24 protein-coding genes are annotated in these 20127 nt (G+C 73.7%); 21 read left to right on the plus strand and 3 right to left on the minus strand.

Annotated features, from left to right (window positions below; genetic code table 11):
- The 6 genes from dnaE to ACTHMS_RS14385 all read left to right on the plus strand — a co-directional run.
- Positions 1–1827 (plus strand): DNA polymerase III subunit alpha (gene dnaE, locus ACTHMS_RS14360; protein ID WP_440307355.1); only part of this gene is annotated, 1827 nt, incomplete at its 5' end.
- A gap of 46 nt (positions 1828–1873) precedes the next feature.
- Positions 1874–2122, plus strand: coding sequence for a DUF6480 family protein (locus ACTHMS_RS14365; RefSeq protein WP_440307356.1), 249 nt, complete (start codon positions 1874–1876; stop codon positions 2120–2122).
- An 83-nt stretch (positions 2123–2205) separates the two neighbouring features.
- Positions 2206–2487: an isoamylase gene (locus tag ACTHMS_RS14370; RefSeq protein ID WP_440307357.1), complete on the plus strand. Its 282-nt coding sequence runs from the start codon at positions 2206–2208 to the stop codon at positions 2485–2487.
- An 89-nt stretch (positions 2488–2576) separates the two neighbouring features.
- Positions 2577–3707 carry a DUF6716 putative glycosyltransferase gene (locus tag ACTHMS_RS14375; protein WP_440307358.1) on the plus strand — a complete coding sequence of 377 codons (1131 nt, stop codon included), beginning with the start codon at positions 2577–2579 and terminating at the stop codon, positions 3705–3707.
- Positions 3708–3772: 65 nt separating this feature from the next.
- Positions 3773–4405 carry a hypothetical protein gene (locus tag ACTHMS_RS14380; RefSeq protein ID WP_440307359.1) on the plus strand — a complete coding sequence of 211 codons (633 nt, stop codon included), beginning with the start codon at positions 3773–3775 and terminating at the stop codon, positions 4403–4405.
- The gene (locus tag ACTHMS_RS14385) at positions 4402–5118 is read left to right on the plus strand and encodes a DUF2567 domain-containing protein (protein ID WP_440307360.1); all 717 of its coding nucleotides are present in this window, start codon (positions 4402–4404) and stop codon (positions 5116–5118) included. The genes ACTHMS_RS14380 and ACTHMS_RS14385 overlap by 4 nt, the downstream gene beginning before the upstream one ends.
- On the opposite strand, the gene ACTHMS_RS14390 is transcribed toward ACTHMS_RS14385, so the two are convergent.
- A complete protein-coding gene (locus ACTHMS_RS14390) occupies positions 5092–5760 on the minus strand; it encodes an LON peptidase substrate-binding domain-containing protein (protein ID WP_440307361.1) in 669 nt (222 codons plus the stop codon). The two genes, ACTHMS_RS14385 and ACTHMS_RS14390, sit on opposite strands and share 27 nt — an antisense overlap.
- 75 nt (positions 5761–5835) lie before the next feature.
- On the opposite strand from ACTHMS_RS14390, the gene hisD reads away from it, so the two are divergent.
- The 6 genes from hisD (at position 5836) to priA (ending at position 10577) form a co-directional block, all read left to right on the plus strand.
- Positions 5836–7134 (plus strand): histidinol dehydrogenase, encoded by a 1299-nt coding sequence (hisD, locus tag ACTHMS_RS14395; protein ID WP_440307362.1) that lies wholly within the window; start codon positions 5836–5838, stop codon positions 7132–7134.
- Positions 7131–8240, plus strand: a complete 1110-nt coding sequence (locus ACTHMS_RS14400) for a histidinol-phosphate transaminase (RefSeq protein WP_440307363.1) — start codon at positions 7131–7133, stop codon at positions 8238–8240. The genes hisD and ACTHMS_RS14400 overlap by 4 nt, the downstream gene beginning before the upstream one ends.
- Entirely contained in the window at positions 8237–8830 is a 594-nt protein-coding gene (gene hisB / locus ACTHMS_RS14405; RefSeq protein WP_440307364.1) for an imidazoleglycerol-phosphate dehydratase HisB, read from the plus strand. The genes ACTHMS_RS14400 and hisB overlap by 4 nt, the downstream gene beginning before the upstream one ends.
- Before the next feature lie 67 nt (positions 8831–8897).
- Complete coding sequence (gene hisH / locus ACTHMS_RS14410) at positions 8898–9503, plus strand: imidazole glycerol phosphate synthase subunit HisH (RefSeq protein ID WP_440307365.1); 606 nt, start codon at positions 8898–8900, stop codon at positions 9501–9503.
- 13 nt (positions 9504–9516) lie between these two features.
- Complete coding sequence (locus tag ACTHMS_RS14415; protein WP_440307366.1) at positions 9517–9852, plus strand: hypothetical protein; 336 nt, start codon at positions 9517–9519, stop codon at positions 9850–9852.
- A complete protein-coding gene (gene priA / locus ACTHMS_RS14420) occupies positions 9849–10577 on the plus strand; it encodes a bifunctional 1-(5-phosphoribosyl)-5-((5-phosphoribosylamino)methylideneamino)imidazole-4-carboxamide isomerase/phosphoribosylanthranilate isomerase PriA (RefSeq protein WP_440307367.1) in 729 nt (242 codons plus the stop codon). Before ACTHMS_RS14415 ends, priA begins: the two co-directional genes overlap by 4 nt.
- A gap of 12 nt (positions 10578–10589) precedes the next feature.
- Here the strand turns inward: priA and ACTHMS_RS14425 are convergent, their stop codons facing one another.
- Positions 10590–11087 carry a hypothetical protein gene (locus tag ACTHMS_RS14425; RefSeq protein WP_440307368.1) on the minus strand — a complete coding sequence of 166 codons (498 nt, stop codon included), beginning with the start codon at positions 11085–11087 and terminating at the stop codon, positions 10590–10592.
- A gap of 35 nt (positions 11088–11122) precedes the next feature.
- On the opposite strand from ACTHMS_RS14425, the gene hisF reads away from it, so the two are divergent.
- The 8 genes from hisF (at position 11123) to trpC (ending at position 18347) form a co-directional block, all read left to right on the plus strand.
- Positions 11123–11896, plus strand: a complete 774-nt coding sequence (gene hisF / locus ACTHMS_RS14430; protein WP_440307369.1) for an imidazole glycerol phosphate synthase subunit HisF — start codon at positions 11123–11125, stop codon at positions 11894–11896.
- 165 nt (positions 11897–12061) lie between these two features.
- Positions 12062–12547, plus strand: coding sequence for a hypothetical protein (locus ACTHMS_RS14435; RefSeq protein WP_440307370.1), 486 nt, complete (start codon positions 12062–12064; stop codon positions 12545–12547).
- Between the two features lie 90 nt (positions 12548–12637).
- Positions 12638–13357: a response regulator transcription factor gene (locus ACTHMS_RS14440; protein ID WP_440307371.1), complete on the plus strand. Its 720-nt coding sequence runs from the start codon at positions 12638–12640 to the stop codon at positions 13355–13357.
- A 7-nt stretch (positions 13358–13364) separates the two neighbouring features.
- Positions 13365–14954 carry a sensor histidine kinase gene (locus ACTHMS_RS14445; protein ID WP_440307372.1) on the plus strand — a complete coding sequence of 530 codons (1590 nt, stop codon included), beginning with the start codon at positions 13365–13367 and terminating at the stop codon, positions 14952–14954.
- A gap of 23 nt (positions 14955–14977) precedes the next feature.
- Complete coding sequence (hisI, locus tag ACTHMS_RS14450; protein ID WP_440307373.1) at positions 14978–15346, plus strand: phosphoribosyl-AMP cyclohydrolase; 369 nt, start codon at positions 14978–14980, stop codon at positions 15344–15346.
- On the plus strand, positions 15343–16839 hold the full coding sequence (locus tag ACTHMS_RS14455) for an anthranilate synthase component I (RefSeq protein WP_440307374.1): 1497 nt from the start codon (positions 15343–15345) through the stop codon (positions 16837–16839). Before hisI ends, ACTHMS_RS14455 begins: the two co-directional genes overlap by 4 nt.
- Complete coding sequence (locus tag ACTHMS_RS14460; protein WP_440307375.1) at positions 16836–17438, plus strand: Trp biosynthesis-associated membrane protein; 603 nt, start codon at positions 16836–16838, stop codon at positions 17436–17438. Before ACTHMS_RS14455 ends, ACTHMS_RS14460 begins: the two co-directional genes overlap by 4 nt.
- 93 nt (positions 17439–17531) lie before the next feature.
- Positions 17532–18347, plus strand: a complete 816-nt coding sequence (gene trpC, locus ACTHMS_RS14465) for an indole-3-glycerol phosphate synthase TrpC (protein ID WP_440307376.1) — start codon at positions 17532–17534, stop codon at positions 18345–18347.
- Between the two features lie 39 nt (positions 18348–18386).
- On the opposite strand, the gene ACTHMS_RS14470 is transcribed toward trpC, so the two are convergent.
- A complete protein-coding gene (locus ACTHMS_RS14470) occupies positions 18387–19139 on the minus strand; it encodes a hypothetical protein (RefSeq protein WP_440307377.1) in 753 nt (250 codons plus the stop codon).
- 216 nt (positions 19140–19355) lie between these two features.
- Between ACTHMS_RS14470 and ACTHMS_RS14475 the strand changes: the two genes are divergently transcribed.
- Positions 19356–20127: tryptophan synthase subunit beta (locus ACTHMS_RS14475; RefSeq protein WP_440307378.1), on the plus strand; the 772-nt coding region annotated here is incomplete at its 3' end.

A 20127-nucleotide genomic window follows, 5' to 3' on the forward strand; every position in this document is an offset into this window, starting at 1 on the left:
CTCGGCCTGATCAAGATGGACTTCCTCGGGCTGCGGAACCTCACCGTGCTCGACGACGCGCTGAAGAACATCAAGGCCAACCGCGGCGAGGACGTCGTCCTCGAGGACCTCTCGCTCGACGACCCGGCCACCTTCGAACTGCTCGCCCGCGGCGACACGCTCGGGGTGTTCCAGCTGGACGGCGGCCCGATGCGGGCGCTGCTGCGCTCCATGCGTCCCGACAACTTCGAGGACATCTCGGCCGTCGGCGCGCTCTACCGGCCGGGCCCGATGGGCGCGAACAGCCACAACGAGTACGCCGACCGCAAGAACGACCGCAAGCCGGTCGTGCCGATCCACCCCGAGCTGGCCGAGCCGCTGGCCGACATCCTGGGCGACACCTACGGGTTGATCGTCTACCAGGAGCAGGTCATGGCGATCGCGCAGCGGGTGGCGGGGTACTCGCTCGGACAAGCAGACCTGCTGCGCCGCGCGATGGGCAAGAAGAAGAAGGAGATCCTGGACAAGGAGTTCGTGCCCTTCAGCGAGGGCATGAAGGCCAACGGGTTCAGTGACGGGTGCATCAAGACCCTGTGGGACATCCTCGTCCCGTTCTCCGACTACGCGTTCAACAAGGCGCACTCGGCCGCGTACGGCCTGGTGTCGTACTGGACGGCGTACCTCAAGGCGAACTTCCCGGCCGAGTACATGGCCGCGCTGCTGACGTCGGTCAAGGACGACAAGGACAAGATGGCCGTGTACCTGGCCGAGTGCCGGCACATGGGCATCAGGGTGCTGCCGCCGTGCGTGAACGAGTCCGAGGCGGAGTTCACCCCGACCGGCACCGACATCCGCTTCGGCCTCACCGCGATCCGCAATGTCGGCGCGAACGTCGTCGCGTCCGTCGTCGCGACGCGGAAGGCCCGCGGGCAGTTCGCCGACTTCGGCGACTTCCTGCGCAAGGTCGACGCGGTCGTCTGCAACAAGCGCACCATCGAGGCGCTCATCAAGGGCGGCGCGTTCGACTCGCTGCAGCACACCCGGCGCGGCCTGATCAACGTCTACGAGCCGGCGGTCGACGCCGTGCTCGACACCAAGCGGGCCGAGGCGATGGGCCAGTTCGACCTCTTCGGCTCGTTCGGCGCCGAGGACGCCGCGGCGGGCGCCCCGCCCGGCGACGACGTCTTCGCGGTCCGCGTCCCGGACGGCGAGTGGGACAAGAAGGTGCTGCTGCAGTTCGAGCGCGAGATGCTCGGGCTCTACGTCAGCGACCACCCGCTGTTCGGCCTCGAGCACATCCTCGCCTCGGCGGCCGACGCCACGATCGCGGCGATCCAGGCCGATGCCTCCGACGAGCCGCAGAGCATCACGCTCGCCGGCATCCTGTCCTCGGTGAACCGCCGGGTCACGAAGGCCGGCGCGCCGTGGGCGCAGGTGATCCTCGAGGACCTCGAGGGCTCGATCGAGGTGATGTTCTTCCCGCAGACCTACGCCCAGGTGGCGCTGTCGATCACCGAGGACGCGATCGTCGCGATCAAGGGCCGCACCGACGCGCGGGACGACACCATCAAGCTCATCGCCAGCGACCTGCAGATCCTCGACACCACCCAGGGGCCGCGCGGGCCGGTGGCGCTGAAGCTGGCGACGGCGCGCTGCACGCCGCCGCTCATCGGCCGGCTGAAGGACGTGCTCGCCAGCCACCCGGGCACGACCGAGGTGCACCTGACCCTGGCCAACGGCAACCGGGAGCACATCCTGAAGCTCGAGGACCGCTACCGCGTGAGCCCGTCCGCGGCGCTCATGGGTGACCTCAAGGCCCTGCTCGGGCCCGGCGCGATCGTGGCCTGACCGACGGTCGTGATTGGGCGGCGGCCTGCCGCGGTAGCAGTGAGGCATGGCCTCTCCGCAGCGGCAGCCTCTGCACAGCCCCGACCCCGACCCGGCCGAGACCCCCGGGCTCGAACCGGGCGCCGGTGTGCTCCCGGGGGATACCCCGCCGATCGAGTCGTCGACCTCCGGCACCTCCTACCACGGCACGCCCGAGGGCAAGAACCAGTCGAAGATCTGGTTCACCGTGCTCCTCGTGCTCATCGTGGTGGTGGTCGTCGGTTGGATCGCCGGCGCGATCTTCGTCAACGCCTGAGCGGGATCTTGCGTGGCGCGCCCTGACCTGCGGACGCGCCGCTTAAGCTGGTGCCACCGCACCACCGCAGGTCGAGGAGCAGCATGGCCATCAAGATCCAGTCGCAGAAGTCCGGGAACACGAAGATCCAGCTCGTCCTGCCGGACGACGTGCACGACGGCCCGGTCTCCGCGGTCGGCACCTTCAACGACTGGACGCCGGGCAAGCACAAGCTCGTGAAGCGCAGCAACGGCACCCGCAGCGTCACCGTCGAGGTGCCCGCGGGCAGCGAGGTCAAGTTCCGCTACCTCGGCTCGGGCGGCCGCTGGTTCGACGACCCCGACGCCACCACGGTGACCCCCGAGGGCGTCGTCGTCGAGGTCTGACCGGTCGCGTGACGATCGCCACGTGACCGTCGCCTGACGTTCACGTGGGCGGGTGCTCGACGTCGCCCGACCCGGCGAGCGTCGTGCGTGTGAGCGCACCGATCGTGCACGTCGTCGCCGACACCCCGGCCCGGCGGCAGTGGGCGATGACCCTGGCCGCCGGCCTCGGCATCGCCGTCGACGCCACCGACCGCCCCACCGACCCGGACGCCGACGCGATCGTGCTGGCGACGGCCGGTGGCCGCATCCACGACCTGCTGCGCGAGCTCGCCGCCGCCTGGGGCGACCGGCCCGACCGTCCGGTCGTCATCACCGGCTATCTCGGCGCTGTCCCCGACCACAAGATCGACGGGCTGCTGCTGCGCTCGGGCGCCGACATCGTGCTGGCCAACTCCGAGGTGGCTGCCCGCCGCTTCCGCGCCGTCTTCGACGAGCTCGGCCTCGGCAGCCACCGCGTGGTGCGCACGATCGTCCCGGCGTCCGGGCCGCTGCACGACCCGACCGCGGTGCGCGGTCGGCCGTGGACGCTCACGCTCGTGGCCTCACCGCTCCTGCCGGCCCGCCGCGACGAGCGCCGGCACCTGTTCGTCCAGGCCGTCGCCCACGCCCGCCGGCACCCGCTGCGGCAGGTGCTCGTGACCCTGCGCGGGCGGCCGGACGAGACGCTCGTGGACGTCGAGCGCGACCAGTTCCGGCGGCTGCTCGACCCCGACGTGGTGCTGCCGGCGAACCTGCACTGCGTGCACGAGCCGCTGAGCGAGGTGCTCGGCCGCACCGACCTGTGCGTCACCGTCGGCGCGGCCCCGGCGTTCGAGGCGATCCGCCGTCGGGTGCCGACGGCGGTGCTGACCGACTACGGGGTGCGACCGACCCTGGGCAACCAGACCTTCCACGGCTCGGGCGTGCTCACCACGTGGGCCGCGATCCACGTCGGGTACCGGCCGACGCCCGACCCGCGCTGGGCCGCCGACCACGGCCTGGTCGAGGGCGACGCCCACACCGCGATCCGTGAGCGCATCGACGCCGTGCGGGGCGCGCTGCCGCCGCTGCAGCCGTGGGCCGGCGCGCGCGGCGAGCAGGGCGGGGTCGCCGCCCCCATGCTCGTCCGGGCGCCACGACCGGACTCGGCGGCCGGCGAGCCGGAAGGTCCGGACGACCGCGCTGCGCAGCCGCGACCCGTCCGGCGGCCCCGCCTGCGCTTCCGCCGCCGCGCCGCCTGAGGGTCCGGCCCGCCCCGCGCGGTTCGGCGGCGGCCGGCCGGCCGCGTCCCGGTAATCTCGGCACGGTGTCGGTCGAACTGTCCAAGCCGTCCGGGCCGTCGCCGTCCGGCGACAGCGGCGGCAGTGGCGACGGCAACGGGCCCCGCGAGCCGGAGGTCGGGCGGTTCCGGCAGGGCACCCCGCTGAGCCAGTGGGCGCTGGCCCGCTACCTCGTCGGCCGCGCGATCGGCACCTCGATCGGCACCTCGCTGCTCGTGGTCGCCGTCGTGCTGCTCGCGCTCGCGGTGCTCGTGCAGTGGAGCACGCACCTCACCTTCGTCACCGTGCTGCTGGCGCTGGCCGGTGTGCTCGTGCTCGCCTTCCGCGGCCTCGTGCGCCTGGTGCTGCGCCGGCTCACCGCCGCCGACCGCTACGGCCCCCTGGAGGACCGCCTGCACGCGCTGGTCGGCGAGACCCGCGGCGCGATCCTCGCCGAGCTGCGTCGCGTCGGCCTGCCCGGACGCAGCTGGACGCTGCCACTGCTCGCGATCCGGCTCGTCCGCCCACGCCGGCGGGCCGAGACCCTCGAGCGGCTGCGCGCGTTCGACGTCGACCGTGCGGTGACCCCGGCGCGGGTCGACGAGCTGCACCACCTGCTGCGCGCGGCCTTCCCCGGCTCGGCGGGCGTCAGCCGCGGCCCGTGCCAGGGGCCGGCGTGACCGGCTGGTCGCCGACGGCGCCCGCCCACCCCGCGCCGCCGCCACCGGTGGCCCGACCGGTGCGCGACACCGCCCGCGACCTGCGCCGGGGTGCCGTCGTGGTCGCGGTCCTCACCGTCGTGGGCGCGCTGCTCGGGCTGGTCTGGGCCTGGTGGTCGCCGCCCACCGGGGCCGCATTCAAGCGTGGCAGCGACGGCGTCACCTGGCTGATCGACGAGAACGAGGCGGCGGTGTCCGCCGACGGCCGGTTCGCGATCCTGACCCTGGGCCTCGGCGTGCTGGCCGGCGGCCTGCTCTACACCCGCACCCGCCTGCGCGGCCCGATCACCGTCACCGCGCTCGCGATCGGTTGCCTGCTCGGCACCCAGGCGATGCGCCTGGTCGGCTGGCTCACCGGCGGCGGCCACGACTCGGGCCCGGCGTGCCGGATCTACCTCGCGCAGGTGGTCGACGGGCAGTGCATCGAGCACACGAGGCTGTCGGTGCAGGCACCGTCGCTGTACCTGTTCGGTGCGGCCGCCGCCGTCCTCGTCTACGGCGTGCTGGTGTCGTTCGCCGGACGCGACGACCTCGGCCGGCGCGACCCGGTGCGGCGCATGCTGCTGGAGCGCCGGGCGGCCCAGTTCGTGCCGGCGCCGCCGTGGCAGCCGGGCGCCCCGCCGCCGCAGGGGCCCGGCGCGCCGCCGTCAGTTGGGCAGGGCGGCCAGCCGTAGCACGCTCGGCGACACCGCGATCGAGCCGGTGCTGCGCAGCAGCGCGGTCTCCCGGCGCAGCAGGTGCACCAGCCGCCGCAGTCGCGCGCCGGCGTCCGGGTCGGCCAGCAACTGCTGCCGCTCGAGCGGCCCCAGCGGCAGCCGCGCGGCGAGGTGGAAGGACAGCTGGGCCGCGTCGCCCGGCAGTTCGGCGCCGGTCGTGCGGCCGGTGCGCTCCATGAGCGCGGCGTCGTAGCGCGTCATGAGCCGGCGGGTGAGGCCGGTGAGGGCGTCGTTGACGCGCCCGTCGGGCTCGTCCAGGTAGGTCACCCGCGCCCGAAGGTAGGGCGCGCCGTCGGCGAGCAGGGCCTCGACGGTGAAGCGGCGGCTGCCGACGGCCAGCACCTCCGAGGTGCCGTCGGCGTTCGTCTCGACCTCGACGATCTCGGCGACGGTGCCGACGCGGTGCACGTCCGGCAGCCCGCCGCCACCGGCCTCGTTCCCGCGCTGCAGCGCGACCACCCCGAACGACCCGTGGCCCGACGACACCGCGGCGACGTCGCGCAGCATCTGCCGGTAGCGGGGCTCGAAGATGTGCAGCGGCAGCGGCATCGAGGGCAGCAGCACGTGGTTGAGCGGGAACAGGGCGAGCTCCGCGGCCACGCGTCGAAGTTAGCGCGGTGGACGCGGCACCGGCGAGCGGCGGCGAGGATTTCTGTGCGCCCGTAAAATCGAGCCGTGCTGCGCCGACTCGACCTCACCACCGCCGACGACCCGGACCTGCGCCGGGTGCTGCCGCGGGCGGCCGTCGACGTCCATGCGGCCGTGGCGGCCGTCGCCCCCATCGTCGAGGGGGTGGCCGCCCGGGGCTATGCGGCCGCGCGCGAGGCCACCCTGCGCTTCGACGGTGTCGACGTCGCCGAGCCGCGCGTCGAGGCCGCGGCGCTGAAGGAGGCGCTCGAGGCGCTGCCCGACGACGTTCGCGCGGCGCTGGTCGAGTCGATCCGCCGGGCCCGCATCGTGCACGAGGCGCAGCGGCGCAGCGGCAACGACGTGCAGGTCGTGCCGGGCGGCACGGTCAGCGAGCGGTGGGTGCCGGTGGGCCGGGTCGGCCTCTACGTGCCCGGCGGACTGGCCGTCTACCCGTCGTCCGTGGTGATGAACGTCGTGCCCGCGCAGGTCGCCGGTGTCGGGTCGATCGCGGTGTTCTCCCCCGCGCAGCAGGAGTTCGGCGGGCTGCCGCACCCCACCATCCTGGCTGCGTGCGCGCTGCTGGGCGTCGACGAGGTGTACGCCGTGGGCGGCGCCCAGGCGATCGCGCTCGCCGCGTACGGCGACCTCGCCCTGGGCATCGAGCCGGTCGATGTCATCACCGGCCCCGGCAACCTCTACGTCGCTGCCGCCAAGCGCCTCGTGCGCGGCGTCGTCGGCATCGACGCCGAGGCCGGCCCGACCGAGATCGCGATCCTGGCCGACGACACGGCCGACCCGGTGCACGTCGCTGCCGACCTCATCAGTCAGGCCGAGCACGACACGCTCGCCGCATCCGTGCTCGTCACGACGTCGGTCGAGCTCGCCGACGCCGTCGACGTCGAGGTCGCCCGCCTCGTCGAGCTCACCAAGCACGTCGAGCGGGTGCGGACCGCGCTGTCCGGGCCGCAGTCGGGCACGGTGGTCGTGCGCGACCTCGAGCAGGGGCTGGCGGTCGTCGACGCCTACGCCGCCGAGCACCTCGAGGTCATCACCACCGACGCCCGCGCCTGGGCCGAGCGGGTGCGCAACGCCGGCTGCGTGTTCGTCGGCGCCCACTCGCCGGTGTCGCTCGGCGACTACTGCGCCGGGTCGAACCACGTGCTGCCCACCGGGTGCACCGCGCGCCACGCGTCGGGGCTGTCGGTCCAGTCCTTCCTCAAGGGCATCCACCTCGTCGAGTACAGCGCCGAGGCGCTCGCCGAGGTCGCGCCGCACGTGCTCGCGCTGTCGGCGGCCGAGGACCTGCCGGCGCACGGCGCCGCCGTCGCCGCACGCCTCCGATGAACCGGCTGACGCTCGACGACCTGCCGCTGCGCGACGACCTGCGCGGCGAGCACCCCTACGGCGCGCCGCAGCTCGACGTGCCGGTGCAGCTCAACGTCAACGAGAACCCGTACGCGCCCGGCGACGCGGTCGTCGACGACATCGCCAAGGCGGTGGCCGACGCCGCCCGCACGCTGAACCGCTACCCCGACCGCGAGGCGCTCGCGCTGCGTGCCGATCTCGCCGCCTACCTGAACGGCGACGGGGGAGTGGGCCTGGGCGTCGAGAACGTCTGGGCCGCCAACGGCTCGAACGAGATCATGCAACAGCTGTTGCAGGCATTCGGCGGCCCCGGACGCACCGCGGTGTCGTTCGCGCCGACCTACTCGATGTATCCCGAGTACGCGCGCGACACCCACACCTCCTGGGTCGTGGGGCGGCGGGCCGACGACTTCTCGATCGACCGTGCCGAGGCCCTGCGGGTGATCGCCGAGCACCGGCCCTCGGTGATCCTGCTCGCCTCGCCGAACAACCCCACCGGCACCGCGCTGCCGCTCGCCGACATCGAGGCGATCGCCGAGGCATCGACCGGTGTCGTGGTCATCGACGAGGCCTACGGCGAGTTCCGCCGTGCCGGCACCCCGAGCGCGCTCTCGCTGCTGCCCGCCCACCCCCGCTTGGTCGTCACCCGCACCATGTCGAAGGCGTTCGCGCTGGCCGGCGGCCGGCTCGGGTACCTCGCGGCCGACCCCGCGGTCGTCGACGCCGTGCGCATCGTGCGGCTGCCCTACCACCTGTCGGCGGTCACCCAGGCCGCCGCGCGCGCCGCGCTCGCGCACGCCTCGTCGCTGCTCGCCGCCGTCGACGAGCTGCGCGCCGAGCGCGACCGCACCGTCGCCTGGCTGCGGTCGATCGGCCTGCAGGCGTGCGACTCCGACGCCAACTTCGTGCTCTTCGGCCGGCTGCCCGACCGCCACGCGGTGTGGCAGGGGCTGCTCGACCGCGGCGTCCTGATCCGCGAGACCGGGCCGGATGGTTGGCTGCGGGTCTCGATCGGCACCCCGGACGAGATGGCCGCGTTCCGCACGGCCCTGCTCGACGTCACAGGCATGGAGGAACCGGCATGAGCCGTACCGCACGCATCGAGCGGGCCACCAAGGAGACCAAGGTGCTCGTCGAGATCGACCTCGACGGCACCGGGCGCACCGACGTGTCGACCGGCGTCGGCTTCTACGACCACATGCTCGGCTCGTTCGGCAAGCACGGGCTGTTCGACCTCACCGTGCAGGTCGAGGGTGACCTGCACATCGACGCGCACCACACCGTCGAGGACACCGCGATCGCGCTCGGCCAGGCCTTCGCCCGGGCGGCCGGGGACAAGGCGGGCACGCGGCGCTTCGGCGACGCGGTCATCCCGATGGACGAGACCCTCGTCTCGGCCGCCGTCGACCTCAGCGGCCGCCCGTACCTCGTGCACACCGAGCCCGCCGGCGCGCCGCCCACCATCGGCCCGGACTACGCCACGACGCTCACCCGCCACGTCTTCGAGTCGTTCACGTACCACGCCGCGATCGCGCTGCACGTCACCGTGCACGGCGGCCGCGACTGGCACCACATCACCGAGGCGCAGTACAAGGCGGTCGCCCGCGCGCTGCGCTTCGCGACCGAGCTCGATCCCCGCGTCCAGGGCATCCCGTCCACCAAGGGCGTCCTCTGATGCCGCTTGTCCCCAGCGCCAGGCATGTCGCGGCCCGAGCACTGACTGGGGCGGGGGACAAGGCGGCATGACGCCGAAGGTCGTGGTGCTCGACTCCGGGTCGGGCAACCTGCGGTCGGCGCAGCGCGCGCTCGAGCGGGTCGGGGCCGACGTCACCGTCACGGCGGACACCACCGCCGCCGTCGAGGCCGACGGCCTGGTCGTGCCCGGGGTGGGCGCGTTCGCCGCCTGCATGGCCGGGCTCGACGGGATCGGGGCCCGCGAGGCGATCGCCGAGCGGCTGGCGGCGCAGCGTCCGCTGTTGGGTATATGTGTCGGCATGCAGGTGCTCTTCGACGCCGGTGTCGAGCACGGCGTCGAGACGAAGGGCCTCGGCGTGCTGCCCGGACGCGTCGAGCCGCTGCACGCCCCTGTGCTGCCGCACATGGGCTGGAACACCGTCACGCCGCCCGAGGGCAGCACCCTGTTCGCCGGCATGGACGCCGACACCCGCTTCTACTTCGTCCACTCGTACGCGGTGCACGACACCGACGGCCTCGTCACGTGGGCCGAGCACGGCGAGCGCTTCGTCGCGGCCGTCGAGCGCGGCCTCGTGAGCGCCACGCAGTTCCACCCCGAGAAGTCCGGCGACGCCGGCGCCACCCTGCTCGAGCACTGGCTCCGCACGCTGTGAGGCGGGGCGCGGCGTGAGCAAGCAGCGGGCGCAGGCGCGGGCGGCGCGGCAGGCGGCGGCCGAGGCCCGGGCGGCCGAGGCGGCACGGCAGCGCGAGCAGCTCGCCGCCGAACGCGCCCGGCAGGAACGGCGCCGCCGGCTGTGGCGTCAGCTGCGGCTCTGGCAGCACGGCCCGTCGTTCCACCGCAACCGGGCCACGTGGGGCGTGCTCGGCTGTGTCGTGCTCGGCCTGCTGCTGGTCGTGTACCTCGTCAGCCGCGACGCCGGCATCACCTTCGTCACCGCGCTCGTCTGCGTCGTCGCCAGCCCCTTGCTCGTCACGCTCTTCTTCGATCGGAGTAGGAAATGACCCTCGAACTGCTGCCCGCCGTCGACGTCGCCGACGGCCAGGCGGTGCGGCTCGTGCAGGGCGAGGCGGGCTCGGAGACCTCGTACGGCGACCCGCTCGAGGCCGCCCTCACCTGGCAGCGCAACGGCGCCGAGTGGATCCACCTCGTCGACCTCGACGCCGCGTTCGGACGCGGCAGCAACCGCGACCTGCTCGCCGAGGTGGTCGGCAGGCTCGACGTCAAGGTCGAGCTCTCGGGTGGCATCCGCGACGACGCCTCGCTGCGTGCCGCGCTCGCCACCGGCTGCACGCGGGTCAATCTCGGCACGGCCGCGCTCGAGTCGCCCGACTGGGTGCGCGCGGCGATCGCCGAGTACGGCGACCGCATCGCCGTCGGCCTCGCCGTGCGCGGCACGCCGCTCGCCGCCCGCGGCTGGACGCAGGAGGGCGGCGACCTCTGGGAGACGATGGCCCGCCTGGACGCCGACGGCTGCACCCGCTACGTCGTCACCGACGTCCGCCGCGACGGCACGCTCACCGGCCCGAACCTCGACCTGTTACGTGAGGTGTGCGAGCGCACGAGCGCCGCCGTCGTCGCGAGCGGGGGCGTGTCGTCGCTCGACGACCTGCGGGCGATCGCCGCACTCACCACCGGCGCCGGCCGCACGGTCGAGGGCGCCATCGTCGGCAAGGCGCTCTACGCCGGAGCCTTCACCCTGCCCGAGGCCCTCGCCGCCGTGCGCTGACGCCGCCGAGCGTCACTGCCGCGACCTGAGGTCGGCGCGGATCTGGTCGATGTTGTCGCGCAGCAGGTCCGAGATGAGCTCGTCGGTGCGGGCGTCGGCCAGCACCTCGAGGATCACCCGCAGCGCGGTCTCGGCGGCCACGTCGATGATGCGGTCGTGGAACAGCACCAGGTTGATCGCACCCGCGGTCGGGTCGTTCTTGATCTTCTCGGCGACCATCTGCTTCAGCTCGCCGCGGTTCTCCTTGAGCGCCGCGGCGATGTTGCGCGTGTAGTGGCCGGTGCGCAGCACATCTGCGACCTCGTCGAGCACGGCGATCGTGATCGGCAGCTTCACCGCGTCGACCACCTTGTCGCTCGCCCGGTTGATCGCCCGCACCACGAACGGCTCGCGCAGGCCGCGCCGGATGATCGCCCGGCCGACCACCGCCGACACCACAGCGAGCAGCACCAGCCCGGCGAGCACCCAGAGCGTGATGGCGAGCGCCGAGTGCGACGCGGCGAGAGACATGCGGCCCATCCTGCGCCGATCATTACCCTGACCGGGTGAGCGTCGCCGTCCGTGTCATCCCGTGTCTCGACGTCGACGCCGGACGCGTGGTGAAGGGCGTCAACTTCGTCGGCCTCCGCGATGCCGGCGACCCCGTCGAGCTGGCGCGCCGGTACGACGAGCAGGGCGCCGACGAGCTGACCTTCCTCGACATCACCGCGTCGTCCGGCGGCCGCGAGACCACCTACGACGTCGTGCGCCGCACGGCCGAGCAGGTCTTCATCCCGCTCACCGTGGGTGGCGGAGTGCGGTCGGTCGAGGACGTCGACGCGCTGCTGCGCGCCGGCGCCGACAAGGTCGGGGTGAACACCGCGGCGATCGCCCGGCCCCAGCTGCTCGCCGAGATCGCCGAGCGGTTCGGACGCCAGGTGCTGGTGCTCTCGGTCGACGCCCGCCGCGTGCCCGCCGGCGAGGCGCCGACGCCGAGCGGGTTCGAGGTCACCACGCACGGCGGCCGCCGCGGCACCGGCGTCGACGCGGTCGCGTGGGCGATGGCGGCCGCCGAGCTCGGCGCGGGCGAGATCCTGCTCAACTCGATGGACGCCGACGGCACCAAGGACGGCTTCGACCTCGAGCTCATCCGTCTCGTCCGGGCCGCCGTGACCGTACCCGTCATCGCCAGTGGCGGGGCGGGCGCGGTCGAGCACTTCGCGCCGGCGGTCGCCGCCGGCGCCGACGCCGTGCTCGCCGCCAGCGTCTTCCACTTCGGCGACCTCACCGTCGGGGCGGTGAAGGACGCGCTGCGGGCGGCGGGCAACGAGATCCGCTGATCCCGCACGAAGCGCTCAAGTGCGGCGCCGGCCGGCCGATGGGGGGACGGAAGTCCGTCCTGGGAACGGACCCGCAGCGGTACCGATCAGGGCTGCGGGTGCGGCATCCTGGTACGGCAGCACCGTCGCCAGCCCCGCGGCGCTGCAACGACAGAAGGACTCTTCGTGCGCGACGACTACACGCACCAGACGCCGGCCGCGGTGACCGGCGCGGTCGCGGGCGCGTCGGCGGCCCTGCCGTTCCTGGCCGTCTACGCGATCATCTTCATCATCCACGGCACGATCAAGCCGGTGCACCCGCCGGACGTGACGGGCTCGACCGGCGGCGAGCTGATCGCCGGCATCGTGGCCGCGGTGCTGTTCGGCCTGCTGTCGATCAGCCTGCTCTGGTTCCTCAGCGGCGTGCGCCGCTGGCCGCTGGCGATCCTCGAACTCGGCGTCGCCGCCGCGTCGGTCGACTTCATCGTCGACCCCACGCGTGGCGGTGCCACGGTCGCGGCGCTGGTGCTCGTCGCGTCGGTCGTCTCGCTGGTGCTCATGTTCGTGCCCAGCTCGTGGTGGTGGCTCGAGCGCACGCCGCCGAAGCTGCTGGTGCGCGGCTCGGACGCGCTGCGCCGGCGCCTTCCCGCTCGTGCCGGGTCGCCCACCTAGCCCATTCTCAGCTTGTGCCCACCATGGGCACAGTCGCCGCTTCGATGATGGAGCCCTGAGCAACGAGGCAGCGACCACGAGGAGACAGGGATGAGTGCGGCGACGGTGGCCATCAACAGCAGCACCAAGCGACGGGTCCTGGTCGTCGACGACGAGGAGAACGTGACCCACCTGGTCTCGTCCGCCCTGCGCTTCGACGGGTTCGAGACGGTCACCGCCGAGAACGGCCCCGAGGCCCTGGCCCGCGTCGCCGAGACCGACCCCGACCTCGTCGTGCTCGACGTGATGATGCCGGGCATGGACGGCCTCGGGGTGCTGCAGAACCTGCGCGCCGCCGGCTCGCACGTGCCGGTCATCTTCCTCACCGCCCGCGACACCGCGAGCGACCGCATCGTCGGCCTGCGGGCCGGCGCCGACGACTACGTCGTCAAGCCGTTCAGCATCGAGGAACTGCTGGCGCGGGTGCACGCGGTGCTGCGCCGCTCGGCGCCGGACACCGCCCGCGACGGCGTGCTGCGCATCGCCGACCTCGAACTGGACGAGAACAGCCACGAGGTCACCCGCGCGGGCCAGGAGGTGCACCTCACCGCCACAGAGTTCGAGCTGTTGCGCTACCTCATGCGCAACGAGCGGGTGGTGCTGAGCAAGGCGCAGATCCTCGACCGGGTCTGGAAGTACGACTTCCAGGGCCAGTCGAACATCGTCGAGCTCTACATCGGCTACCTGCGCAAGAAGATCGACAACGTCGAGCCCAAGCTGATCCACACCGTCCGCGGCGCCGGCTACGTGATCAAGGCGCCGCGCACGTGATCCGACCATGACCGACACCGGTCTCGTCTGGCTGCCGCCGGCGGTCCGCGACGACGCGGCGCACGCCGAACAGGCGAGGGCCGCGGCCGGCACCGGTGCCCCGCGCCGGTTGCTGCTGCGCAGCCTGCGGTCGCGGCTGGTCGTCATGGTGGTCGGCCTGACGACCGGCCTCGTGCTGCTGCTCGGTGCGAGCACCTGGTTCCTGATGCACCGGTACCTGGACGAGCAGCTCGACCGCCAGGTGACCAACATCGTCACCGGCAACCTCTACCAGGTGTTCGGGCCGTCGACGCGCACGTCCTCGGTGCAGTCGACCGAGATCTGGGCGGTCGCGCTCTCGCCGACGGGCGACTTCCTGACCTACCCGATGGACAACAGCGTCGCGGCGATGCGGCTGTCGGCGGCCGACCGCACCCGCCTGGCCGAGGCGGGGTGGGCGAGCGCACCCGCGCAGGCCGCACCGCCGGGCCAGCAGCCGCCCGAGCTCGCCACCGTGCGCACCACGGACGGTCATCAGCTACGGGTCGCGCTGGTGCCCGGCACGGTGCACAACCGGATCACCGGCGACAGCGTCGACGCGGTCGCGGTCGTCGGCCTCTCGACGAACAGCGAGGCGGACACGCTGAGCAAGCTGCTGCGGGCGGAACTGGCGTTCGGTGGCGCGGCGGTGCTGCTCGGCTTCGTGGTCACCACGTACGGCGTGCGCCGCAGCCTGCGCAACCTCTACGCCGTCACGGGCACCGCCCGCGAGGTCGCCGCCGAGCTCTCGCCCACCGGCGCCGGGCTCGACCGCCGGGTGCCGATGACCGAGGACGTCACCGAGGTCGGGCAGCTCGCCGAGTCGATGAACACCCTGCTCTCGGCCGTCGAGACCCAGTTCGCCGCGCGGCTCGAGAGCGAGCAGCGCATGCGCCAGTTCCTGGCCGACGCGTCGCACGAGCTGCGCACGCCGCTGACGTCCATCCGCGGCTACGCGGAGCTCGCCCGGCTGCAGGGCGGCGCGGGCGACCACGAGGCGAACAGCGACGCCCTCGGCCGCATCGAGAGCGAGGGCACGCGCATGTCGCGGCTCGTCGAGGACCTGCTGACGCTGGCGCGCACCGACCAGGCGGACTCGCGTCCGCAACCGCATCTCATCGACGTGGCGGAGCTGCTCGACGACGTCGTGACGAGCACGCGGGCCGCGTTCCCGCAGCGCGACATCACGCTCACCGCCGACGCCGGCCTCACCGTGCTCGGCGACCCCGACCAGCTCGTCCGGGTCGTCCGCAACCTGGTCACGAACGCCGCGGTGCACACCGACCCGGCCGGCCCGATCGCGGTGCGCGGGCGCCGTGAGGGTGACACCGCAGTCCTCGAGGTGATCGACGCGGGCCCTGGCCTGCCGCCCGAGCAGGCGGCAAAGGTCTTCGAGCGCTTCTGGCGCGCCGACAAGTCCCGCACGCGGGCCCGCGGCGGGTCGGGCCTCGGCATGTCGATCGTGGCGTCGCTCGTCGAGGCCAACGGGGGCACGGTGCGCTTCGACAGCACCGTCGAGCACGGCAGCACGGCGACCGTCCGGCTGCCCGCCGCCACCCGGGCGGACTCAACCGGGTAGCCGTCGACCGGCACAATCGACCCATGTCCCGTGTCGTGCAGTCGGGTCTCGACCCTGCCGTCGCCGCGCGTCTCAAGCGCGACGCCGCCGGGCTCGTGGCCGCCGTCGTCCAGCAGTACGACACCGGCGAGGTGCTCATGCTCGGCTGGATGGACGACGAGGCGCTGCACCGCACCCTCACCACCGGTCGGGCCACCTACTGGTCGCGGTCGCGGCAGGAGTACTGGGTGAAGGGCGACACGTCCGGGCACGTGCAGCACGTGCACTCGGTGGCGCTCGACTGCGACGGCGACGCGATCCTCGTCCGGGTCGACCAGGTCGGCGGCGCCTGCCACACCGGCGACCGCACCTGCTTCGACGCGGACGTGCTGCTCGCCGAGGCGTCGGCATGATCACCCGCGCCGACCTCGACGCCCTCAGCGCGACGCACCGCCTGGTGCCGCTGACCCGCACCCTGTTCGCCGACGCCGAGACCCCGGTGGGGGTCTACCGCAAGCTCGCCGCCGGCCGCACCGGCACCTTCCTGCTCGAGTCGGCCGAGGCCGGCGCGTCGTTCTCGCGCTGGTCGTTCGTCGGCGTGCACGCCGTCGCCGCGCTGTCGGTCGCCGACGGCGCGGCGGTGTGGACGGGGGAGGTGCCGGCCGGCGTGCCCACCACCGGCGACCCGCTCGACGTGCTCGGCGCCGCCTGGCGCGCGATCAAGGGCCCGCGCCTGCCCGACCTGCCGCCGCTCACCGGCGGACTGGTCGGCTACCTGGCCTACGACTTCGTGCGCCACATCGAGCGGCTGCCCGAGAAGGCGGTGGACGAACTCGGTCTGCCCGAGCTGTCGATGCTGCTCGTCACCGACCTCGCCGCGGTCGACCACCACACCGGCAACGTCGTGCTGATCGCCAACGCGCTGCTGCAGCCTGGCATGTCGTCCGACGCGATCGACGCCGCGCACGCCGACGCCGTCGCCCGACTCGACGCCATGCAGGCGGCGCTCGCCACGCCCGCGCCGCCGACGGTCGCGACGCTCGACGTCGTCGGGCCGAAGGACGCGCCGTCGCGCACGCCGGAGGGCGAGTACCAGCCCGCGGTCGAGCAGGCGCTCGAGGCCGTGCGCGCCGGCGAGGTGTTCCAGATCCAGGTGGGGCAGCGCTTCGTCGCCGACACGACGGCCGACCCGCTCGACGTGTACCGGGTGCTGCGGCGGCTCAACCCCTCGCCGTACATGTACTTCCTGCGCACACCGGAGGTGGACATCGTCGGCTGCAGCCCCGAGGCGCTCGTGACGGTGAAGGCCGGACGCGCGGTGCTGCACCCGATCGCCGGCACCCGCCGCCGCGGCGACACCGCCGAGAAGGACGCCGCCCTCGCCGCCGAGCTGGTCAGCGACCCGAAGGAGCAGGCCGAGCACATCATGCTGGTCGACCTCGCCCGCAACGACCTCGGCCGCGTCTCCGCCCCCGGCTCGGTGCAGGTGGTCGAGTTCGGTGCCGTCGAGCGGTACAGCCACGTCTGGCACATCGTCTCGACCGTCGAGGCCGACGTGGCCGAGGGACGCGACGCCTACGACGTGCTGGTCGCCACGTTCCCGGCCGGCACGCTCACGGGCGCGCCGAAGGTGCGGGCGATGGAGCTCATCGACGAACTCGAGCCGGTTCGCCGCGGCGTCTACGGCGGCGCCGTCGGGTACCTCGACGCCGCCGGCGACCTCGACATGGCGATCGCGATCCGCACCGCGGTGATGCGCGACGGCAAGGCCTACGTGCAGGCGGCGGCCGGCGTGGTCGCCGACAGCGTGCCGGCGCAGGAGGAGCAGGAGACCCGCAACAAGGCGCGGGCGGTGCTGCAGGCGATCGCGACGGCCGAGACGATGCGCACGGTGGCCGGCCCGTGACCGAGCGCCGCGAGCTCGGCGCCGCGCTGCTGCTGCAGCTCGCCGGCGCGGGGCTCGTGCTGTTCGCGTCCAGCCGCGCCTGGGTGTCGTTGACCGCCGACCGCCCGCAGCGCATCCCGCTCGCCCTCGACGTCACCGGCCGCACGCTCGACGCAGCCCCCTTCGCGCTGGCACTCGCCGCCCTTGCGGGCGTCGTCGCGGTGCTTGCCACGAAGGGGCGCCTGCGGCAGGGCGTCGGCGTGCTGCTCGTCGTCGTCGGCGTCGCGGCGGTGTGGCGCGGCAGCACCTCGTCCGGCGGCGTCTCGACGGCTCGGGCGGCATCGCTGCTCGAGGCCCACCAGCGCGGTGCGGCGCTCACCGACGCGGTCATCCGCAGCACGACGCACGGTCAGTGGGGCGTGCTCACGGTCGTGGGTGGTGTGCTCGTCGCGCTCGCGGGGCTCACCGTCGCTGCGCGGGGCGCCCGCTGGACCGGCTTGTCCCGCCGGTACGAGACGCCGGCGGCGCAGGAGGCGGTCGCACCGGACGAGGAGCGACCGGGCGCGGGCGATCTCGCACTGTGGAAGGCGCTCGACCGGGGCGACGACCCGACCGCCTAGCGCACCGCGCCGACCCGCCCCGGTTCCGTGCGTCACATCTGCGCTGGCTACCCTCGTGCTCTGCGATCCGACGACGGAGGGGAGGCCGGACGCATGACTGCCAGTGTGTTGGACGAGATCATCGCCGGCGTCCGGGAGGATGTCGCGGCGCGTGAGGCGCTGCTGCCCCTCGCCGCCGTCAAGGAGCAGGCGCTGGCCGCGCCGCGCGCGCTCGACGCCGCCGCCAAGCTGCGCGAGCCCGGCGTCGGCGTGATCGCCGAGGTGAAGCGCAAGAGCCCGTCGAAGGGCGCGCTCGCCACGATCAGCGACCCGGCCCACCTCGCGTCCGAGTACCAGGCCGGTGGCGCGCGCGTCATCAGCGTGCTCACCGAGCAGCGTCGCTTCGGCGGCTCGCTCGACGACCTCGACGCGGTGCGGCGCGCGGTGCGCATCCCCGTGCTGCGCAAGGACTTCATCGTCGGCACCTACCAGGTGCACGAGGCACGGGCGCACGGTGCCGACCTCGTGCTGCTGATCGTCGCCGCGCTCGACCAGAACACGCTCATCGGCCTGCTCGAGCGGGTCGAGTCGCTCGGCATGACCGCGCTCGTCGAGGTGCACACCGAGGACGAGGCCTCCCGCGCCCTCGACGCGGGCGCCACGGTGATCGGCGTGAACGCTCGCAACCTCAAGACCCTCGAGGTCGATCGCGGCGCGTTCGAGCGCATCGCGCCGGGCCTGCCGAGCACCGTGGTCAAGGTCGCCGAGTCGGGCGTGCGCGGGCCGCTCGACCTCATCGAGTACGCCGCGGCGGGCGCTGACGCCGTGCTCGTCGGCGAGGGGCTGGTCACCATGGCCGACCCCCGCCACGCCGTCGCCGAGCTGGTCACCGCCGGCGCGCACCCCGCCACGCCGCGTCCCTCGCGCTGACGATCCGAGCGGGTCGACGCGCTCGACCCGCCGGGACGGTCAGTGCAGTTCGTCGCGCAGCTGGTTGACGACGGTCGCGGCCTGCGGTCCCGGTAGGGCGGGCAGCACCGAGACGAGCACGCCGACGACCTGCGCGTCCTGCCAGGCGCAGAGGGTCTCGTGCTGCGTCGCGATCGGGATGACGGCGCAGGCGACGGTGCCGCCCCGGGGTCCGGCCGGGTAGGTGCGGGCGTTCGGGTCGAGCGAGCGCAGCTGGTCGACGTCCAGCGGGCTGCCGGCGGCGGCCGAGGCCGGCGCGGCGAAGCTCACCAGCTGCGGGGTGTCGCCCGCGTCCTTGCCGTAGAAGGCGAAGCTCGCGGCCTGGAAGAACCGCTTGCCCGCGGTCGACCCCTGTGCGAACCCGGAGATCAGGCTCCGCTCGCGGTCGGCCGCGGCGCCGTGCACCTGGGTGTAGGCGCCGATGCGCTCGGGCATGACGAGCCTGCCCGCCGCGGACGACGACGAGTCGTGCCGGGCGACGAACCACACGGCGCCGGCGGCGACCAGCAGGACGCCGACCGCGAGCGCGATCCAGGGCGCCCGGTTGCGGCGGGGTGCGGGTGGCGGCGGGGGCGGGGCGTCGGTGAGCCACGCCGGCGGCACCCAGCCGTATGCGGGCGCGGCGGACGGCGGGTACCCGGCCGCGGCCGGGGCCTGCGACCCACCGGTCGGCATGGCGGGCGGCCCGAGGTAGATCTCCGGCTCGTCCGCGCGCGCGTGGCGCGGCTGCCAGGGATCGGTGGGTTCGGTCATGCGCTCCTCCTCGGACCCCGCCGCGCCCAGTGTGACAGGCCGACGATCATGACGCGGCTGCGGCGACCGCCGATCCTGCGCACGGCAGTCGGGTGGCGCGCGGCGGATAGACTGCGGGCATGACAGCGGGCGCGCTCCTCACCGCGGCCGGCCGGCGATGGCGCGGCTGACCGCTCCGTCCTGCCCGCCCGAACCTCGCTGACCCGGAGTCCTGTCATGTCCGCTGTCCTGCCCGACACCAACCGTCCCACCGAGGGCGCGGTCGTCCCTGACGCCACCGGCCACTTCGGCCCCTACGGCGGCCGCTTCGTCCCCGAGGCGCTCGTCGCCGCGATCGACGACCTCACCGCCGCCTTCCACGAGACCCAGGCCGACCCGGCCTTCCGCGCCGAGCTGGCCCGGCTGCACCGCGACTACACCGGTCGGCCCTCGCCGCTCACCGACGTGCCGAAGTTCAGCGCGCATGCCGGCGGCGCCCGCATCCTGCTCAAGCGCGAGGACCTCAACCACACCGGCTCGCACAAGATCAACAACGTGCTCGGCCAGGCGCTGCTCACCAAGCGGATCGGCAAGCAGCGCGTCATCGCCGAGACCGGCGCCGGTCAGCACGGCGTCGCGACGGCCACCGCCGCGGCCCTCATGGGGCTCGACTGCGTCGTCTACATGGGCGAGGAGGACACCCGCCGCCAGGCACTCAACGTCGCCCGCATGCGCCTGCTCGGCGCCGAGGTCGTGCCCGTCACGACCGGCTCGCGCACGCTGAAGGACGCGATCAACGAGGCGATGCGCGACTGGGTCACCAACGTCGAGACGACCAACTACGTCTTCGGCACCGTCGCCGGGCCGCACCCGTTCCCGCTCATGGTGCGCGAGTACCAGCGGATCATCGGCGACGAGGCCCGCGCCCAGGTGCTCGAGCGCTGCGGCCGCCTGCCCGACGCCGTGGCCGCCTGCGTCGGCGGCGGCTCGAACGCCATCGGCATCTTCA

Origin of the sequence: Jatrophihabitans sp. (genome assembly GCF_051960575.1) — a bacterium.
Lineage (GTDB): Bacteria > Actinomycetota > Actinomycetes > Mycobacteriales > Jatrophihabitantaceae > JBQCEE01.

Excerpts from the sequence above, each read along its gene's own strand:
- ACTHMS_RS14445 (WP_440307372.1), top strand. The coding sequence starts at position 13,365 with ATGACCGACACCGGTCTCGTCTGGCTGCCGCCGGCGGTCCGCGACGAC.
- priA (WP_440307367.1), top strand. The coding sequence starts at position 9,849 with ATGACCCTCGAACTGCTGCCCGCCGTCGACGTCGCCGACGGCCAGGCG.
- ACTHMS_RS14365 (WP_440307356.1), top strand. The coding sequence starts at position 1,874 with ATGGCCTCTCCGCAGCGGCAGCCTCTGCACAGCCCCGACCCCGACCCG.
- hisB (WP_440307364.1), top strand. The coding sequence starts at position 8,237 with ATGAGCCGTACCGCACGCATCGAGCGGGCCACCAAGGAGACCAAGGTG.
- ACTHMS_RS14470 (WP_440307377.1), bottom strand. The coding sequence starts at position 19,139 with ATGACCGAACCCACCGATCCCTGGCAGCCGCGCCACGCGCGCGCGGAC.
- hisH (WP_440307365.1), top strand. The coding sequence starts at position 8,898 with ATGACGCCGAAGGTCGTGGTGCTCGACTCCGGGTCGGGCAACCTGCGG.
- trpC (WP_440307376.1), top strand. The coding sequence starts at position 17,532 with ATGACTGCCAGTGTGTTGGACGAGATCATCGCCGGCGTCCGGGAGGAT.
- ACTHMS_RS14400 (WP_440307363.1), top strand. The coding sequence starts at position 7,131 with ATGAACCGGCTGACGCTCGACGACCTGCCGCTGCGCGACGACCTGCGC.
- ACTHMS_RS14440 (WP_440307371.1), top strand. The coding sequence starts at position 12,638 with ATGAGTGCGGCGACGGTGGCCATCAACAGCAGCACCAAGCGACGGGTC.
- ACTHMS_RS14370 (WP_440307357.1), top strand. The coding sequence starts at position 2,206 with ATGGCCATCAAGATCCAGTCGCAGAAGTCCGGGAACACGAAGATCCAG.
- ACTHMS_RS14425 (WP_440307368.1), bottom strand. The coding sequence starts at position 11,087 with ATGTCTCTCGCCGCGTCGCACTCGGCGCTCGCCATCACGCTCTGGGTG.
- hisI (WP_440307373.1), top strand. The coding sequence starts at position 14,978 with ATGTCCCGTGTCGTGCAGTCGGGTCTCGACCCTGCCGTCGCCGCGCGT.
- ACTHMS_RS14455 (WP_440307374.1), top strand. The coding sequence starts at position 15,343 with ATGATCACCCGCGCCGACCTCGACGCCCTCAGCGCGACGCACCGCCTG.